Origin of the sequence: Acinetobacter sp. NBRC 110496 (genome assembly GCF_000876115.1) — a bacterium.
Lineage (GTDB): Bacteria > Pseudomonadota > Gammaproteobacteria > Pseudomonadales > Moraxellaceae > Acinetobacter.
Window position 1 is genome coordinate 14,800 of the sequence record NZ_BBTF01000043.1, and the last position, 16,904, is coordinate 31,703.

Here is a 16,904-nt window from a genome sequence, read left to right on the forward strand (position 1 = left end):
CCAATTCTATTCTTAAATGTTTAAATGCTAAGCACTAATTTCTTCAATGGTTTTTAAGTCATGTGTGTTGTTATGCGTTCTACATCGAAACTGATCAGCAGGATGACTTGCAGCTAAATGATCGCCTTGCGCAAACAGTTTATTGCGTAATGAGCCTGTGGCATATTCTGTTTTATAACGTCCACGCTGCTGTAACTCTGGAATCACCAGTCGAATAAAATCATGATGAGATTCAGGTGCAACGGTACGAGTCAGGTTAAAACCATCAATGCCCGTTTGATCGAGTAGCTCAATCAGATATTCCGCAACTTCTGTAGCACTCCCGACAATCAGCGGATAACGTCCACCCAGCACATGTTGCGCTTTTAAGTCATTCTTGCTGATGCGCTGTTCTTTAAACTTCTCATTGACGGAAGCAATGCTATTGCTCTTTTGATAAGGAATCGCTTCATCATCTGCAAACTTGGCAAGATCAATGCCGACTGAACTGGCATAATGCGCTAAACCTGCTTCTGGGCTGGCATATTGGCGATATTCAGCCAGTTTCTCTTGAGCAAGCTCATGTGTTTCAGCGACCACCACGGTGATGCCGACAAAGATTTTAATCGCATTTTCATCACGACCTTGCTGTATTGCTTGTAAGCGTATTTTATTGACTTGCTGACGAATCTTTTCAGGTTGATCACCACCAATAAAAATACATTCCGCATGACGTGTGGCAAATTGCAGACCTTTCGGTGATGCACCTGCTTGGAAGAGTGTTGGGGTACGCTGTAGCGATGGCGCAACCTGAAACACTCCTTGGCTTTGGTAATATTGGCCTTGATGATTGATCGAGTGGACTTTATTTGGATCGGTAAAAATACGCTGTTGCTTATCTTTCTTTAAGGCGTCATTTTCCCAAGAGCCTTCCCAATATTGATAGCAAAGCTGTAAAAACTCCTCGGCCTGATCATAACGCGCATCATGATCTTTCAAGCCTTTTTGCCCAATTAAGCGTTCAGCACTGTCCAGATAGCCTGTGACAATATTCCAGCCCAAACGACCTTGAGTTAAATGATCCAGACTGGCAAATCGCCGTGCAAATTGATAGGGCTGCTCATAGCTAAGATTGACCGTGATACCAAAGCTTAAATTCTGCGTGACCAAGGCCATGGCCGAAATCAGGGTAGAAGGATCATGGCTTGGCAGTTGAATGGACTCTTTTAGAGTCAGCTCAATCCCATTCTGATAGACATCATAAACCCCTGTAATATCCGCAAGGAATAAACCATCAAAAAGACCTTGTTCCAGCGTTTGGGCTAACTCAGTCCAATAATTGAGTTCATTAAATCGATGTGATTGATCACGCGGATGCGTCCATAAGCCATGATTAATATGACCGACACAATTCATATCAAAGGCGTTCAGTAAAATTTTCTTCGGCAGGTTTTGACTCATTATAAAGTCCCCCGACGTGGTGGCAGAATGCCATTCAACACATAATTACCAATGAAGTAATATTTCCAGCGTGCAGCATCGTGCAGGGTATGAACCCGTGCATTACGCCAATGCCGATCCAGACCATCAGCACGTTGACTGCCACGACTGCCGGCCAATTCAATCAGTTTAGAGGAGGCTTTTAAGGCAGTTTCGGTACTATGCGCACGGACTTTTGCCACATCAATTGAGGCTTTAGCTAAGCTCTCTGCATTGAGATCCTGTTTTGCTTTATCGACGGATAGAGCTGCCTGTTTGAGGAGTAATTCGCTGGCTTTGACATCGGTTGCGATACGACCCAGCTCAGACAGGGTTAAAGGGTCTTGTGTGGCGGAATCAATATTGGCATCAATCCAAGGGCGGGCAACACGCACACGCTCCAATGTTTCCTCAAAGGCAGCACGAGCAATGCCGACTTCAATCGCAGCATGCATAATTTGAGCAAATGGGCCAACCAAAGACAGTTGCTTAAAGGCAGTATCAAAAGGAATCACATCCTCTTTGGCAACAAAGACCTGATTAAACTTAACTGTGCCGCTGCCTGTGGTGCGTTGCCCAAAGCCAGACCAGTCATCAATCAGTTCTAAGCCTTGACTGTCGCGTTGTACAAAAGCCAGAAACTCATTACCCTTTTCATCAACCACTAGGGTAGGAATACGATGTGCAAACAAGCTACCCGTGCAATAAAACTTTTCTCCCTGAATCAGATAACCGTTTTCGCTTGGGATTATGGTGGTTTGTTTATGTGCAGAAGTGCGGGTTTTAAATTCAGCTAAGGCATTGCCAAAACGTGCACCCTGTAATACTTCGTGATAAAGACGTTTCTTTTGCGCTTCTGTGCCTGTATTTCGTAATACTTCCAGTGCATAGAAGTGATTTTGTGGAATTTGTCCAATCGAACCATCCGCACCACTAAACAGCGCAATCACTTTAGCGACGGTTAGGCTGGAAACTTCTGCACCACCATACTGTTTAGGTACAGTAATCGCCCATAAACCTGATTGACTATAGGCTTCGATTTCAGTAAATGGCAAGTTGCGATTGACATCACGTTCAACAGCAGCTTGTTTAAACTGCTGACTCAGTTGTGTGGCAATGTCCAAGGCTTCAGCATCGTTTTCAATAATGTGAGCCGCTTTTAAATGGGTTTTGGCAAAACCTTGTAATTCTTGGTATGAGGTCATGATGTACTCCTTAAATCCAAGCATGGCGGGCAGGGTGGGTACCATTGAGGTAATAGTCACCGATGGCATGGAATTTCCAACGCACAGGATCATGTAGGGTATGCACACGAGCATTGCGCCAGTGTTGATCAAGATTATGTTGGCTCAGGCTGGCACGGCTTCCACCAAGTTCGAGTAGCTTTTCGGAGATATGTAGGGCGGCGTCATTGGCATAAATCTTCGCTTCTGCTACTAAAATAGACGCACGTGCGGCTTGTTCGGCAGAGATTTCTGTAAGTTGATCCAGTTCATCCAGATATTCGGCAGCATCATCGAGTAATAATATGGCCGCATCGAGCAAGATATTGAGTTTGCCAACTTCTTGTAGGGTGTAATGTTCTTCACTGGCTTTTTCTACACCTGCATCAATAATTGGGCGTGCTTTACGAATGCTGGATAAAGTGTCATCAAAGGCTGCTTCAGCAATTCCGACATCAATGGCAACTTGAAGAAGTTGAGAATACGCACCGCGAACGTTGGGGGTATCTGCAATAATACGCTCATCAAAAAATAAGGACGGATCGGCAATGACGTTATGAAGTTTAACTGTTCCGCTGGCTGTAGTACGTTGACCAAAGCCATTCCAGTCATTAATCACTTCAACACCATCGGCATGACGGTCAACCAGAGTCAATACGATATAACCATCTGGATGAAGTGCTCGAATCGCAAGCCAGTCTGCAAAGCTGGTTCCAGTTGAGTAGAATTTTTCCCCGTTTAAGAAGTATTGACCATTTTCCAACCTTAAAGTGGTTTGGATGGCTTTGGTATCTCTAGAATTTTTTTCAGGCCCACCATTGGCAAGGCGTTTTCCTGCGAGTATTTCAGCGTAAATAAACTGTTTTTGCGCATCTGAACCTGTGATATTAATAAAATTTAATAGTCCGAACTGGTTTTGTGGGATTTGTCCAACGTTGGCATCGGCTTTACTTAAAATACGAAACACATGTGCCAAGGTTTTATTCGAGACAAAAGCACCGCCATATTGTTGTGGCACACGAATTCCACCAAGCCCCTTTTGGCTAAACTGAATAATTTGTTCTGTGGGCAAAACCCGATTTTGATCACGATTATTTCGATCTTCTAATGCAAAGTCAGCAACTTGATAGGCAGCATTGATGGCCTGCTGATCATTTGAAATCAGTTGTGTTTGAGCTTGAATCACTGATTGATTACTGGACATGTGAGCACCTCTAATAGATAAGAGAGACTTTACAAAAGTTTTACTTTTCCACTAAACCATCAGTTATGGCTTGTATATCACAATAATTCCTAAGCATTTATTATGAGAAAAATAACAGAAAAGTAGATATTAAATATTTATTAAAAACATAGGTTTAAGGCTGCTGTTTCTATATTAATCAATGCGAAAAGTCTTTTTCTATGAAATAAAGGAATAATCTCACCACGAATATTTATAAAGCAAACTCGCTGAAATTATGAAAGATCGAGCAAAAAGGACATTGTATTCATTCATTTTTACTTCTACAGTAAGGAAAACCTTCGGTTTGATTGAGTAGAAAAATAAATTTGGAGAGTCTATGCGGGTTTTATACCAATTTCCTTTGTCTCACTATTGTGAAAAAGCTCGCTGGTTGTTAGATCATAAGGAATTGGACTATGTGGCACATAATTTAATTCCTGGTTTTCATCGTGCTTTTACCTATCTGAAATCTGGGCAATACTTATTGCCGATGTTGAAAGATGATAAACACTGGATAGCCGATTCAACACAAATCGCTTTATATCTGGATAGTACCTATCCTGAGCATGCTTTGCTTAGACGGGATGAACAGTTGCGCGAGCAAGCTTTAGAAATCGACAAATTGACTGATGAACTTGGTGTCCATGTTCGTCGCTGGTCATTGGCACATGCGTTGTCAGTGGGTGATCATCCGCTTGAAATCATGATGGGTGAGCAAGGTTATTTACGTCAGTTTGAAAAGATTTCTAAACCAATATTAAAAAGTCTGGTGTCGACCAACTATAAACTGAGTCCTGAAAAAGTGGCGCAGTCCAAACTACGTATGACGGAGTTGATTACCGATCTCAACCAGCGTTTGATCGATAATCAAGGCCGTTATATGGTCGGTGATCGTCTGGGCTTGGCCGATATAGCTGTTTGTTCTATTCTTGCGCCGTTATTGGTGATTAAAGGCACACCGTGGGAATTGGAGAATGATGATAATGAGCAATTTAATGGCGAATTGAAACAATATCATGATTATTTATCTGATTTGCCGATTGGACAATATGTACAGCGTATTTATGCCACTGAACGAAACGCACGTGTCGATTGGCGCGGTTTATAAATGATTTTTTGAGTTAAAAAAGCCCTGATTGTTGAATTGGGGCTTTTTTATGGGAAATAAAATAGAAAAATGACCAATAAAGTAAAAAATTATTAATGAATAAAATTAATTTTTAAAAGAAAATTCGTTTTAAGCAGAAAATATTAGAAATTATTGCCAAATTTACTTTAAAAAAACTGAAAAGAGGGAAATAATTATAAAAAGGCTTTGTTATCTTATGTTTCAGGGTGTGATGGGGATCGAAACGAGTTGTTCAACTATTGGGAGATCAGTTGAACAGTTGCTCAAAAGGTCTTGTTTCGGCTTTGAGACAGAGATAAATCAAAAGTTTATCGGAATCATGTTTGCGTTATCCATGCAGCATTGTCAAAAGTTAAACGAATGTTTTCCCTTGACCCTTAAAAATTACTGAGTGAGCAGTTCCGATAAAAACATAAATTCAGAGTGAGAACTGTAGAATGGAATTGGATCGTTTTGATAAACAAATTCTTGAAATTTTAACCCATGAAGATGTCAATCTGAATGAACTATCAGAACGCATCAATCTTTCGGTGAGTTCAGTGCATCGTCGGATTAAGAACTTGATTGAATCCCAAGTAATGGGGCAATTGAAACGAGAAATTAATTTTAATAAACTCGGTTTTAGTTTACATATTCTGTTACAGGTTTCATTGAGCAAACACGACAGTGAAACCTTTGATAAGTTCTTACAAGAAATCGAAGATATTCCAGAAGTGACCAATGCCTTTCTCGTAACGGGGCAGAGTGCTGATTTTATTTTGGAATTAGTGGCACGTAATATGGATGACTATAGTGAAATTCTATTACGCCGTATTGGTAAAATAGACAGTGTGGTTGCACTGCATTCAAGTTTTGTGATTAAAGAATACAACGTATTTAACTGCTATAAACTTTTAAATAAGCTATAAAAAATGCATCTAAAAAGATGCATTTTTTTATTCGTCTGAGTGGCTTAAGCATCAAGTTGCGTTAATACATCTTCAGAGAATTCAACGTTGGTATAAACGTTTTGAACATCGTCAAGATCTTCAAGCATATCAATCATTTTCATGATTTGTTTAGCTTGATCGATATCATTGATTTCAGCTTTAGTCGATGGGCTCATTACAACTTCGGCATTGTCAGATTTTAAACCTGCAGCTGTAAGCGCATCTTGGACATCACCAAAACTTTCAGGACTCGTGATAACTAAGATCGTATCTTCATCAATCTCGATATCGTCAGCACCTGCTTCTAAAGCAACTTCCATGACTTTGTCTTCCAAAGAAACATCTTCAAAAGAAATTTCGCCACGCTTGGTGAATAGGTAAGCCACTGAACCATTGGTACCCAAGTTGCCATTGGTTTTAGAGAAGCAATGACGGACATCTGGTACAGTACGGTTTAAGTTATCGGTCATGGTCTCAACGATAACCGCAACACCACCAACACCATAACCTTCATAGGTGACTTCTTTTAAATCATCGTTATCTTCGCCACCAGCGCCACGCTGAATCGCACGATTGATGGTATCGCGTGTCATATTCACAGAAAGTGCTTTTTCAACAACAGCACGTAAACGTGGGTTGCTTGCAGCATCTGGCCCGCCCAAACGTGCAGCGGTTACGATTTCACGGATATATTTAGTAAAAACTTTACCGCGACTGGCATCTTGTTTAGCTTTACGATGCTTAATATTGGCCCATTTAGAATGACCCGCCATGGAAGTAACTCCAAAAAATAAAACTTAAAAAAAGTGCAGGAATATTAGCATAGCGATGGTTTTGTTGAAAACTAGCATCGCTCATATTCAAACTTTAAAATCCTGATCAGGCGTCAAAGATTGATCAAATAGATTGAATCAATTAGCTAATTTTGACGTCTATGTCGTATTCGGCATAAAGTACTTTGATCTTTTCTAGATCTGATTGTAGATCGCTTGGATAAATTTTCCCTAGAATGCCGCCTTTCTTGGTACGTGCATTGGCATACATTAAAATAATGGGCACATTGGCAGCTTTGGCGATATGCCAGAAACCCGTACGAATGGGGTTACGTACTTCACTATCTTTGGCACGCGTTGCTTCAGGTGCAATTACCAGATTAAAACTGTCATTTTGATTAAATAGTTCAACCATTTGCGTGACAATATCTTTGTTGGCTTTACGGTCAACAGGGATGCCACCCAAACGTTCTAAAATTGGTTTTAATGGACCTTTAAACAATTCTTTCTTGATTAAGGTATGAATTTTTAACTCTAAAATTTCAAATAATGCGAGTGATAGAATGGTATCTAAATTGGAAGTATGTTCGAAGCCGATAATGACTTGTTTCTTTTCTAAAATGGCCGGATCAACCTTGTATTCCCAACCTGTTGCTTTAAAAATAGATTTTCCTAAAAATTTTTTCATGTTTGTCATCATAGGCTTTGAATTGCAGCAGTGTAATACGACTTTTCAGGAAAATACATATCCGAAAATACCAGATAAAAAGAAATTTAGATGGCTTATTAATGATCAAAATAGCACATTAAGATCTTTACTCAAGCTGGGGAGATCAGATAGAATCAGCGCAGTTTATGATTTTTAACATTATTTTGGTAATTTGATAAAATCATCTGCTTGTAATTTAAGTTAAATTTAACTAAGATCAGGCAGTATTCATCATATACACAATATGATTCAAGTTTAGGGCCTATAGCTCAGTTGGTTAGAGCAGCGGACTCATAATCCGTTGGTCCCGTGTTCAAGTCACGGTGGGCCCACCATATAAAACAACCACTTAGGTGTACTAATCCTAAGTGGTTTTTTAATATTAAAATCCACGCAAGTGGTACTTTGACATCAAAAAATACAGCTAGATTATCTGAATACTCTAATCATTTAGAAAATAATGGATAAGTGAAATGATTGAATTAAAAAGATAAAATTGTATTCGAGTTTTTGAGTGATTTTCATTGTATAAGCAAGCTAGTTCATATCAAGAATCTCTAAAATAAAGTTATTAATTTCATAAAATAGAGTCAAGATTTTTAAGGGTTTAATTAAAATTTAAAACAGAACTCCAGCGGATTTAGTTTATTAGCACTGGATGTATTTTATTTTGCTATATCAGATTATTTTTGCTATCTTACACTTTTTAATTTTATAGATTATTTAAGTGAAGAATGTCTTAGCTTTCACCATGATACTAGGTTTGTTGGGGTGTGAAAGTTTTGATGAGTATAAGAGCAATGACTCTAATATTGTCGCGAATTTAGATCCATATATAGTTGAGAATAACAATCAAGATAATGAGCGAGATTTGAGTAAAAGCTCTTCTTTTATTCGTCACTCTGAAATTAACTTAAATAAGGAAAAGCTGATTGAAAATTGCAAAAAATTAGTAATTTCTAATGTTGCAAAGAAAAAGACCGTTAGTTTTCATGATAATGTAGGGAATAATTATTATATAAATCAAAATAGTGGAGATATTTACCTTTATTTAGAATTCTGCGCTGAGAATCACTTAGGTAATGCTCAAGAGTTTAAAGGAAAATGTATATTTTCAGTAGATGGTCAGCGCAAAGTTTATATTTTTGAATAGTTGCATTATTGATGAATCGTATGGTTTATAGCGGCTCCTTTCTTTGCACAGCATTCATTTCATGTCGAACGGTACTAATCTTTTCGTAAATCACTTTACGTAATCGATTGATCGCGCCTAAGGGTTTATGCTCAGGGAGAGAATGCCACGGCGTAAAAGAAAGATTTTCACAAAATGTATTTTGATCAGGAGTGTCAAAAACCTGTTTAGGTATATGGATTGTTGCAACTTGATAAAAAGGGGCTTGCGATTCTTTCCATTCAGTCATGGAATCTTCTATAAGCATTTTGTTGGAGGTTCTCGGCTGTATAAGAAACTCCATACACGCCTCATCTTTTTCTAAACTATTTCGAAGTGCAATTCTTAAAAAATCATGACTAGGATGGTTAGGTATGGAAGTTAAGGACGGAGTACAGGGCCTTGCTGAATATTTTACGGCTTGTCGCTTGTCACCTAATCCTAGCTGATAAGGTACCATTGACCAATATCTGGCTTGTAGTGGATTGGAAATTTTCGAATTATTGGCTTTAACGGCATTGAATGTTCCTTGAAAGCCTAAAGCAAAGGGATCTGTAATTTTTTGAACATACTTTTGCTATTCACATCCTTTATAAAAGATAAGTAGCGCTGAGGATCGTTCACAAAAAATACTGGATGATTAATCATAATAAAGTCTTGCGTCATTGCTTGATCATCATTTTCCAAAATCTTTTTACCAGAAACATCGAGAATTTTGATCGCCATGCCTCGTGCATCATTCTTATCATCAGCTTGTGTGGCATCTCCTGATGCATTGGAAAAACGAATCCATGCTGAATAAGTTTTATCTGGTATAAAAATGCCTTGTGTTAAGTTTGTCGGTAATGATTTTAAAACATGGAATTCTGCACGAACACACCCATGAGCTTTAGGGTGTGCGTCTCGCAGAGCCTGTCCTGCAATGTATTGTTTACGAATATGCTGTTCAATTTGTTCAGATATTTGTTGAGCCAGAATATTTTCGTTTGGTTGTAGTTTTTCACCCAATGCTGTATCAATGCTTGGATAAGGGATTTTATGAGGATTGGCTAAACTTTGTGATGATAGGTGATGAGCACAGCCACTTGTACTAATCAGTATAGGTGTTATTGTAAGTAGTAAACTAAAACGTATCAAAGAGATAAAATCTGACATAAATATGCTCCTGAGCATAAAACCGTTAAGCAATGTACCTATACGTATTGCAGGTATTTGGGGAGAAAGAAGATGCTAAATTATTTTAAAGTTTTCTCATCAATCAAAAAATTATAGAAAATATTTTAGGTGGTCAAGATATGTTCTCTAGTATGTGTGAAATAATTTTGCATTATTTAAAAAATTTTTCTTGGGTTGGCGTAGTTAGCAGGATGAAAATTTAAAATTTGGCTGTACATTAAATGGAACTAAATAAAAATCTGATTTTCTTTAATATTATTATAAAATGTAGATTTTGATGATAAGTCAAATGTGAACTAAATATTTAATGTTAATTAGTTCACATCTTGATAAGAAATCTATTAACTAGTAGTAACTTGCAATAATAACCGCATTCTTTTGGTCAGGAAATCGTTCAATACTAATATCTGTTGTTGTATTTTTTTGGGTGTTCAAATTTAAATCACTGAGTGAAATTAATTGAGAATCAATCTTATCACGAAGCGTATTCAATTGATGACAATCATTAGTTTGAAGTTGCTGAGAACAAGTGTCTTCTACAATACTTCCATTCATTTGGATTGTGCTTGCTGAATAACTCACCGAAGCAAACGCCATTAATGATAAAAGTAGGGCAGATTTATAAATATTGTTATACATGTTTATTGCCTTTATAAAATGCATTAAGTATTAATTAACATAAAATTTATTATTAAAGCAATCTTAAAAAATAATATTGATTAAATATTTGGTTTAAGTGTGATCTGTTTAAGGTTTTAATCTAAAATTGATAATTAATGTATTTATTTTGAATTGTTAATTACATCACGTTTTTTATTGTATTGAGAATTATAAATTTGAGTTGTCGGGTTGCTATTACATGGTTGGAAGAATCTATTTTTGTTGTTGAAATAGGGAAGTGTACTTGTATTTGTGTCGCTAAAATATACTTTCGCTAGTTTGGTAAAATATAAAAAAACCTAATCTGGTGATTAGGTTTTTTAAATCTGATCTAAGTTAAATGACATTACCACAGATATCAGTTGCACCTTGTGGGTAGTTGAACTGTAGAGCATTTCGGTCAGTGATCATTTCAGATGATAGTTCTTGCCCATCTAAATGATTAGAATATATCGAGACTCCGCTATCAATGTTAAAACTAAGATTTTCAAGTGCTGCAGGTAGGGTAGATTGAAGCCTTGATCAACACCATTGACAATAAAGCCAACCTGTTTGCTATTTTGGTTAATATAAACACCTAATCGATGATATTTGCTTTGGTACTCTGTCAATTTACTGTAGTAATAAGCGGCTGAACTATACTCTGTATGATTGCTATTTGGGTAATCGAGGGTAAATAATACAAAGGGAGGATTCTCACCAAAATCTGGATCAGCACTGCCTGCAGCAAATGAATAGAGGGATCTTACGATATAGCCATTATCGGTTTCCCCACTGAAATTGATATCTGTAAAATATGATGAACTAGGTTCACCGTAGTAACAACCGTTAAGTGGAACTGCTGGAATGTCTATTTGCATTTCTTAGGCAAGAATCCCTGTATTTGGTAAAGGTAAATCACCTGCATTATCTAGAAATGGAGGGCGAAATCCTTCACTGCCTCTTACTGTTTGTAGTCGTTTCTTACTTGCTGATAAGAAGTCAAAATAATTAAAAGTTATATTTTCTTCAGGGTAATGGTCCCTAAAATAGGGTGGGGTAACAGTAAAGTCAAACTTTTGCCCATCAATCGTAGGAAATACACCGATCAGATAGTCTGAATTTTGATTGTTCCATAAATCATCATAATCTTGTTGTGTTGCATCGAAGTTATATTGGCATGTCTGTGGTTGACTAAAACTAAGTGAACTAAAGCTTGTAGAGGTTGTTGCAGTTGTTTGGGCGTTGGGATTATTTTGTGAACTATTCTGGTTTTCACCACAACCAAAAATAGTGAGGCTAAGTGCCAATATACTCAGTTTTTCATTAATTGTTCCTCTGGTATGTGAGTCAAGCTTTATATCAAAAACAAAAAAGAGAATTTTTTTAATAAATTAAAATTAAGGACTTAGATAACTTTCATTTTAGCTATATAAAAAAAGACCTCTTGTTTGGGAAGAGGTCTTATAAAAGGTTTAATCGTATTGTATGGTTACAGTTGCCATTGCACGGACTTTACCTGCAGTGACATTCGTTGCGGTTTGATAATAGCGAGCAGTGAGAGGGACATTATATTGAACTGTCTGATTCGATTTCACAGTTCCTAATTCTAACTTATTACCTAAACCAATAACCTGATTTTTATTCTGATAGTTCCATACTAACTGTACCCCAACGCCATTTGCTTTAGTCGAATTTGGTTCAAGATTCTTTAAAACTTGGGTGTTATTGCCTTCTTGTTGATAGTCAAAGGTCAAACTAATGAGGTTTTTTTCTTCGTAACCTGTTGGGTTTTGACCACCATTACAAAGAATATTAAGTTCAAACGATTGTTCGCCTTGAGTCGAACCAATTCCTTTGAATCCTGACTTCATTACTGTTGGAAGCTGTACTGCTTTATTAATATCACCTCTCCATTCACAAGAGGATGATGCAATGGTAATCGCATTACCATAAACAGTACTGGTTAAAAACGGACTATCACTACGATTCCCAGCATAATAGGTACTATAAACACCTGGTACTAATGTTCCTGAGCCCGTATTTTCAGCTGTTTTCACGATTTCGACAACGAAGTAACCTTCGGCAAGGCTAATACGGGTACTTGGTACGGGACGGGTATAGGGATAATATCCAGAAAAATTTGTTGCATTAAATGCTTCACGATACAGACGAATGCCAATCCCTGGGATATTGGTGGAATAGATATTATCGCCTAGAGAACTAATTGCATAATTTTGTAATAATCGGGCGACCATCATATCACTACGATTACAGCTATATGTAGTTCTAGAATCTGGGCGAATTTCAAAAAGAGATTTAACTAAGACTTTGCCAACAGGGTCACTTGGTCGAACCACAACACGCCCTACTTGCATAGACACATCAATCGTTCTGAAACCCGCGCTAGTTGAGCAAGCAGCTTGAGCTGCTGTATTGATAGCAAAACCTGCAGCAACTAAGGCGCTGCTTAAAAGTAATTTTTTCATTTGCATACTGCCTCAGTCATGATCATGCTTTGCTGATCGTTAGAAAGTTGTGCGGTAACATCATAACTGAAGTGGCACTGTTCATTGGCTTCATCACCCCATTTTACATACAAATCACCTTTTGGCTCTTGAGTACGTAAATACACCATACTGCCTTGCGCTACGATACCCACAGATTCATCTTTGGTATTAAATACTTGTGCCGCGAATGGCAAGCCTTCACCTGTTGCAGTTTTGGTGTTGATGTAAATGGCATAACCTTTTTTGGTGGAGAAATCAACTTTAGCAATCGCACCAGCAAAAGGCGCAATACGCTGACTGGTTTCTTCCAATTCAACATTGGTCGACATTTCTTGAGGATCAAGCGTGATGTCATTTAAACGATATGGTGTGACATATGGAATAACAGCATAACCTGATTTATTCACACTGAGGCCAACGGTATTGTTGACTTTGGCACCCGCAGCATCTGGTGCATAAACCAGTACCATGGTTTGACCTTGTTCTGGACCAAACAAGATGCCTTTATCATGTGCAACTATACTACCGCTGACACTGAGCATCGCTTGTTGATATGAATCAGCAATACTATAAGAACCACCAACGGTAGCAAAGTTAGTACGATAGCGGCTGTTGACGTTGAAACTTGGATTTTGTCTATCTTGATGAGATACCGATGCACCGTAGTTGAAACGATCACCCACCATACCGCTCATACCCACTGTACGACTGTTTTCTGATGCGGTTGCATTGACATTGACTGCGCTCTTTCTGAAATTCATTGGGAAAGAGAGCGTCATCAAATATTCTGTATCACGTGTTTGATTATTTGAGCCGTATTGGAGTTGACGATTGGTCGCTGAAAGACCGTAAGTTAATCCTTGATAATGATTACTATAACCGACCTGATATTGACGACTCGTTTCATTACGATTCCAATAATCGTTCCAAGAACCCACCATATAAATATTACCCCAGCCTTCGGGTAAACCTTGGTTCAGGGTAATCTGGAATTCACTACGCTGCTTACCTACAGCAAAGGTATTCACACCTTTATCTTCTAGGTCTCGGATTAAAACAGCATCACGTAACTTTAAATAGTTTTCCGTCGAATAACGATAGGCTGCTAACGTCAGGTTCGTATTGGTCGGTGAAATGAGCTTGCTGTAACTTAAGCGAAAACTTTGTCCTGATTGCGAGCCTTGTTTGTCAAAATCAGCATTCGATTGAGTCACGTCAAACGAAACCGCACCAATTGGTGTTGCAACAGCGGCACCTAATAATAAAGAACTATAGTCTTCAGCTAATTGAAAGCCCGTATAGCCAGTCAAGTAGTTATTCAGACCGCGTTGATATTTACCTTGTGTTACCCAAGGTGTTAAATCAATATCACGGTCGCGGAATTCACCGGCAGTGACTGAGTAGCGGCTTAAACCAGGACGTAACATTTGTACGACAGATGCATAAGGAACGGCAAGCTTTTGAATTTCACCATTCGACTCAATAATCGAAACTTCAAGCTCACCACCAAAACCTGTAGGGTAGAGGTCATTAATCTCAAAGCTACCTGGTGCAACTGTGGTTTGATAAATCAACTGACCTTGTTGGCGAACTTCAACTTTGGCATTGGTTTTTGCATTACCACGAATACGTGGTGCATAGCCAAGCATACTGTTCGGCAGCATGCGGTCATCGCTTGAAAAATCAAAACCACGATAACCGAAGGAATCAAATAATTCACCATTGGTAAAGCTATCGCCTAAGGTTAAAACACCTCGGTACTGTGGGAATGCTCGCTGTAAATAAGTACTGGTCGATTCGTAAGTCGATTTCTTTGTATTGGTTGAATCTAGCTCGCTTTGCGAACCATCTTGCCACTGCCACTGACCATTGTGGCGAAGTTGCCAACCCGCAATATTGGCGCCAGCAGTAATTGCCATAAAGGCATTGGTGGTTTCTTTATTGTCATTTAAGCGGTTGAAGGTTTTATAGGCACTACCGCTATAAGATAAAAATCCAGCATTGACACCACGATCCCAAATACTCGGATCAACATAACCTTGCGCATTTTTTTGCAGAGCAATTTGCGGGATTGAAATATCGACACGTAAACGAGAGGTATCGAAATCATAATAAGCGTTTTCGATCCATTCTTCGATTTTGTAACATGCATTTGGTGCATTAGACTCAGTGCGGTTCACGAGCACATCTTGTTTAACACCATATTCGAGTAATGAGCTTGATGTGAAACAGGTATAGGCATTTTTATTTTGTTCTGTTGAACGGAACATCATTCTTCTTTTGCCAAACCAGTTACCATTGATATAAACATCAACATTATATTCACCCAGCAAAACTGGGTTACCATATTTAAAACGAGAAATATCTACTTTTTGTGCGTCACCGATTAAGAAAACAGAGTCGAATTCTGCTTCCATTGGTGGGGCTTTTTCTGCTGTCTGTTCTACTGCATAAACAGCCATAGGCATCGTCACTGTGATCACCCCAGAAGTAAGGTAATAACATATACGACGCTTCAAGAATTTAGCTGTTGCATTTTTCTTTGACATAATCCGTTCGCCTATTCAATGATAGGTACAAAATCATTTATTGATTGAAAATAAATTTGTTATTGAAGCTTGATCTGGTGTTCGATACGACCACCGTAATCATTGATGCTTACATAACTCAGCTTTTCAGTACTACCTGTTTTCAATTGGATTTTGTCCTCTGAAAAAGGTGACAGCATTAGACCTTTAGGTAGTAGGTCAACTGGCTTTCCTGCATTTTGTTGATACACCGCAGTCATGGTGACGTGAAACGGTGTTGGATTTTTTACAATGAGTGTTTGTCCACTTTTAGCCCACTGCAATTTTTCACCAGCGAGATTGGCATCGGCTTTAATGCTTGCTGGGCGATAGAAAAACTTGATACGTGAACGGATTGCAAGCTGTAAAAAATTATCAGGAACAGCATCTTTACTGTTTGCTGTTGGTCTTGGTGGAATATCTAAAACATTCAACCAAAAAACAGTTTCTTGCTTTTGATTTAATTGAGCAGCATTAGGTAATGCAGTAATACGAAGAGATTGGCTCTTCGTTGGCTCTACACGCGAAATCGGGGGAGTAATCATGAACGGAACTTTAGCTTGATCCGGTGTGGTTTTAGCATCACCTTCATCAATCCATGCCTGAACAAGCGATGGCTTAGAACCGTTGTTACTGACTTGCAAAGTCACTTCACGAGCATCAGATGGATAAATAACGCGAGTACCATGCAAGATAATTTCTGCATGTGTGTGACTTGCGATTAAAGCCGAAGACATCGTTAGACCAAGCAAAAAATTGTAACTGTTCAGTGCCATTAAAATTTACTCTATGATTGCGTGAAGTATACAACTGCGAATTTCTAGCTAACTAGAAATTCGCATAGTTTATCAATAAGATTATTGATAAATAATAGTGTACTGAACTGAAGTGTTTACTTCACCAGCAGTAGAAGCGCCAGTTGCATAGTATTCAGCATAGTAGTTAAGGTCAGCTTTACCGCCTTCAACAACGTCAACCCATTGAGAGTTAGTTTGAGCGCCATTGCTACCAGCAGCAAGAACAGGAATAACTTGGTTGTTGTTACCTAATAATTGAACATCAACGTTTTTAGCACCAGCAGCGTTTTGGTTTAATAAACGGCCAGTATTGAAATCAACAGTTGCACCTGGTTCGAAGTAAGTTGCAACTTTACCTTCTGAACAGTTACCTAAGTTAATTTGGAATGGAGTACGACCTGCAACATCACCTGCATTAGCAAGTGTTTGTTTTGAAACAGTTGGAAGCGTTACAGTAAAGTCTTTACCCGCTGGAGTTACGATGTCACAAGTTTTGTCTGTTACTAGACCATTAATTGTAATCGTTCCATCAGCAGCTTGAGCGTTAGCGATACCTACAACTGAAAGAGTAGCGATCAAAGCAAGTTTCTTCATAATA

General features: G+C 38.4%; 13 protein-coding genes, 1 tRNA gene and 2 pseudogenes. 4 read left to right on the plus strand and 12 right to left on the minus strand.

The features are described 5' to 3' along the window. Nucleotides 1-27: 27 nt before the first annotated feature. The 3 genes from Aba26S_RS16215 to Aba26S_RS16225 are packed head-to-tail and all read right to left on the minus strand — an operon-like array spanning nt 28 to nt 3,885. Nucleotides 28-1,440 carry an LLM class flavin-dependent oxidoreductase gene (locus tag Aba26S_RS16215; RefSeq protein ID WP_043973514.1) on the minus strand — a complete coding sequence of 471 codons (1,413 nt, stop codon included), beginning with the start codon at nt 1,438-1,440 and terminating at the stop codon, nt 28-30. Next, entirely contained in the window at nt 1,440-2,663 is a 1,224-nt protein-coding gene (locus Aba26S_RS16220; RefSeq protein ID WP_043973516.1) for an SfnB family sulfur acquisition oxidoreductase, read from the minus strand. Before Aba26S_RS16220 ends, Aba26S_RS16215 begins: the two co-directional genes overlap by 1 nt. Nucleotides 2,664-2,673: 10 nt before the next feature. Next, nucleotides 2,674-3,885, minus strand: coding sequence for an SfnB family sulfur acquisition oxidoreductase (locus Aba26S_RS16225; RefSeq protein ID WP_005240986.1), 1,212 nt, complete (start codon nt 3,883-3,885; stop codon nt 2,674-2,676). 358 nt (nt 3,886-4,243) lie between these two features. Here Aba26S_RS16225 and Aba26S_RS16230 point away from each other — a divergent pair, with 358 nt between their 5' ends. Together Aba26S_RS16230 and Aba26S_RS16235 are read left to right on the plus strand one after the other, a co-directional pair. Further along, complete coding sequence (locus Aba26S_RS16230; RefSeq protein WP_043973518.1) at nt 4,244-5,014, plus strand: glutathione S-transferase family protein; 771 nt, start codon at nt 4,244-4,246, stop codon at nt 5,012-5,014. Nucleotides 5,015-5,472: 458 nt separating this feature from the next. Next, complete coding sequence (locus Aba26S_RS16235; RefSeq protein WP_004661600.1) at nt 5,473-5,943, plus strand: Lrp/AsnC family transcriptional regulator; 471 nt, start codon at nt 5,473-5,475, stop codon at nt 5,941-5,943. A 44-nt stretch (nt 5,944-5,987) separates the two neighbouring features. Here Aba26S_RS16235 and Aba26S_RS16240 read toward each other — a convergent pair whose 3' ends face one another. Next, complete coding sequence (locus Aba26S_RS16240) at nt 5,988-6,737, minus strand: YebC/PmpR family DNA-binding transcriptional regulator (protein ID WP_005240991.1); 750 nt, start codon at nt 6,735-6,737, stop codon at nt 5,988-5,990. Nucleotides 6,738-6,879: 142 nt separating this feature from the next. Further along, a complete protein-coding gene (locus Aba26S_RS16245) occupies nt 6,880-7,425 on the minus strand; it encodes a 1-acyl-sn-glycerol-3-phosphate acyltransferase (protein WP_005240993.1) in 546 nt (181 codons plus the stop codon). 279 nt (nt 7,426-7,704) lie between these two features. Here Aba26S_RS16245 and Aba26S_RS16250 point away from each other — a divergent pair. Both Aba26S_RS16250 and Aba26S_RS16255 read left to right on the plus strand, forming a co-directional pair. Next, nucleotides 7,705-7,781, plus strand: a tRNA-Ile gene (locus Aba26S_RS16250). Between the two features lie 416 nt (nt 7,782-8,197). After that, nucleotides 8,198-8,599, plus strand: a complete 402-nt coding sequence (locus Aba26S_RS16255) for a hypothetical protein (protein ID WP_005240994.1) — start codon at nt 8,198-8,200, stop codon at nt 8,597-8,599. 25 nt (nt 8,600-8,624) lie between these two features. On the opposite strand, the pseudogene Aba26S_RS16260 reads toward Aba26S_RS16255, so the two are convergent. The 7 genes and pseudogenes from Aba26S_RS16260 to Aba26S_RS16290 form a co-directional block, all read right to left on the minus strand. After that, nucleotides 8,625-9,772 (minus strand): annotated as a pseudogene (locus Aba26S_RS16260) (catalase family protein). A 366-nt stretch (nt 9,773-10,138) separates the two neighbouring features. Further along, the gene (locus tag Aba26S_RS16265) at nt 10,139-10,432 is read right to left on the minus strand and encodes a hypothetical protein (protein WP_043973522.1); all 294 of its coding nucleotides are present in this window, start codon (nt 10,430-10,432) and stop codon (nt 10,139-10,141) included. Nucleotides 10,433-10,789: 357 nt separating this feature from the next. Next, nucleotides 10,790-11,763, minus strand: a pseudogene (locus tag Aba26S_RS16270) (DUF4882 family protein). 144 nt (nt 11,764-11,907) lie between these two features. Further along, the gene (locus Aba26S_RS16275; RefSeq protein ID WP_005241005.1) at nt 11,908-12,921 is read right to left on the minus strand and encodes a fimbrial protein; all 1,014 of its coding nucleotides are present in this window, start codon (nt 12,919-12,921) and stop codon (nt 11,908-11,910) included. After that, on the minus strand, nt 12,918-15,491 hold the full coding sequence (locus tag Aba26S_RS16280) for a fimbria/pilus outer membrane usher protein (protein ID WP_043973524.1): 2,574 nt from the start codon (nt 15,489-15,491) through the stop codon (nt 12,918-12,920). Before Aba26S_RS16280 ends, Aba26S_RS16275 begins: the two co-directional genes overlap by 4 nt. A 59-nt stretch (nt 15,492-15,550) precedes the next feature. Beyond that, nucleotides 15,551-16,285, minus strand: a complete 735-nt coding sequence (locus Aba26S_RS16285) for a molecular chaperone (RefSeq protein WP_005241009.1) — start codon at nt 16,283-16,285, stop codon at nt 15,551-15,553. Between the two features lie 81 nt (nt 16,286-16,366). After that, complete coding sequence (locus Aba26S_RS16290) at nt 16,367-16,900, minus strand: fimbrial protein (RefSeq protein WP_005241011.1); 534 nt, start codon at nt 16,898-16,900, stop codon at nt 16,367-16,369. Between the last annotated feature and the right edge of the window lie 4 nt (nt 16,901-16,904).

Bases quoted from the DNA above. Each gene is read 5' to 3' on its own strand.
- Aba26S_RS16290 (WP_005241011.1), bottom strand. From the start codon at position 16,900: ATGAAGAAACTTGCTTTGATCGCTACTCTTTCAGTTGTAGGTATCGCT.
- Aba26S_RS16215 (WP_043973514.1), bottom strand. From the start codon at position 1,440: ATGAGTCAAAACCTGCCGAAGAAAATTTTACTGAACGCCTTTGATATG.
- Aba26S_RS16230 (WP_043973518.1), top strand. From the start codon at position 4,244: ATGCGGGTTTTATACCAATTTCCTTTGTCTCACTATTGTGAAAAAGCT.
- Aba26S_RS16255 (WP_005240994.1), top strand. From the start codon at position 8,198: ATGATACTAGGTTTGTTGGGGTGTGAAAGTTTTGATGAGTATAAGAGC.
- Aba26S_RS16265 (WP_043973522.1), bottom strand. From the start codon at position 10,432: ATGTATAACAATATTTATAAATCTGCCCTACTTTTATCATTAATGGCG.
- Aba26S_RS16280 (WP_043973524.1), bottom strand. From the start codon at position 15,491: ATGTCAAAGAAAAATGCAACAGCTAAATTCTTGAAGCGTCGTATATGT.
- Aba26S_RS16275 (WP_005241005.1), bottom strand. From the start codon at position 12,921: ATGAAAAAATTACTTTTAAGCAGCGCCTTAGTTGCTGCAGGTTTTGCT.
- Aba26S_RS16225 (WP_005240986.1), bottom strand. From the start codon at position 3,885: ATGTCCAGTAATCAATCAGTGATTCAAGCTCAAACACAACTGATTTCA.
- Aba26S_RS16245 (WP_005240993.1), bottom strand. From the start codon at position 7,425: ATGAAAAAATTTTTAGGAAAATCTATTTTTAAAGCAACAGGTTGGGAA.
- Aba26S_RS16285 (WP_005241009.1), bottom strand. From the start codon at position 16,285: ATGGCACTGAACAGTTACAATTTTTTGCTTGGTCTAACGATGTCTTCG.
- Aba26S_RS16240 (WP_005240991.1), bottom strand. From the start codon at position 6,737: ATGGCGGGTCATTCTAAATGGGCCAATATTAAGCATCGTAAAGCTAAA.
- Aba26S_RS16220 (WP_043973516.1), bottom strand. From the start codon at position 2,663: ATGACCTCATACCAAGAATTACAAGGTTTTGCCAAAACCCATTTAAAA.
- Aba26S_RS16235 (WP_004661600.1), top strand. From the start codon at position 5,473: ATGGAATTGGATCGTTTTGATAAACAAATTCTTGAAATTTTAACCCAT.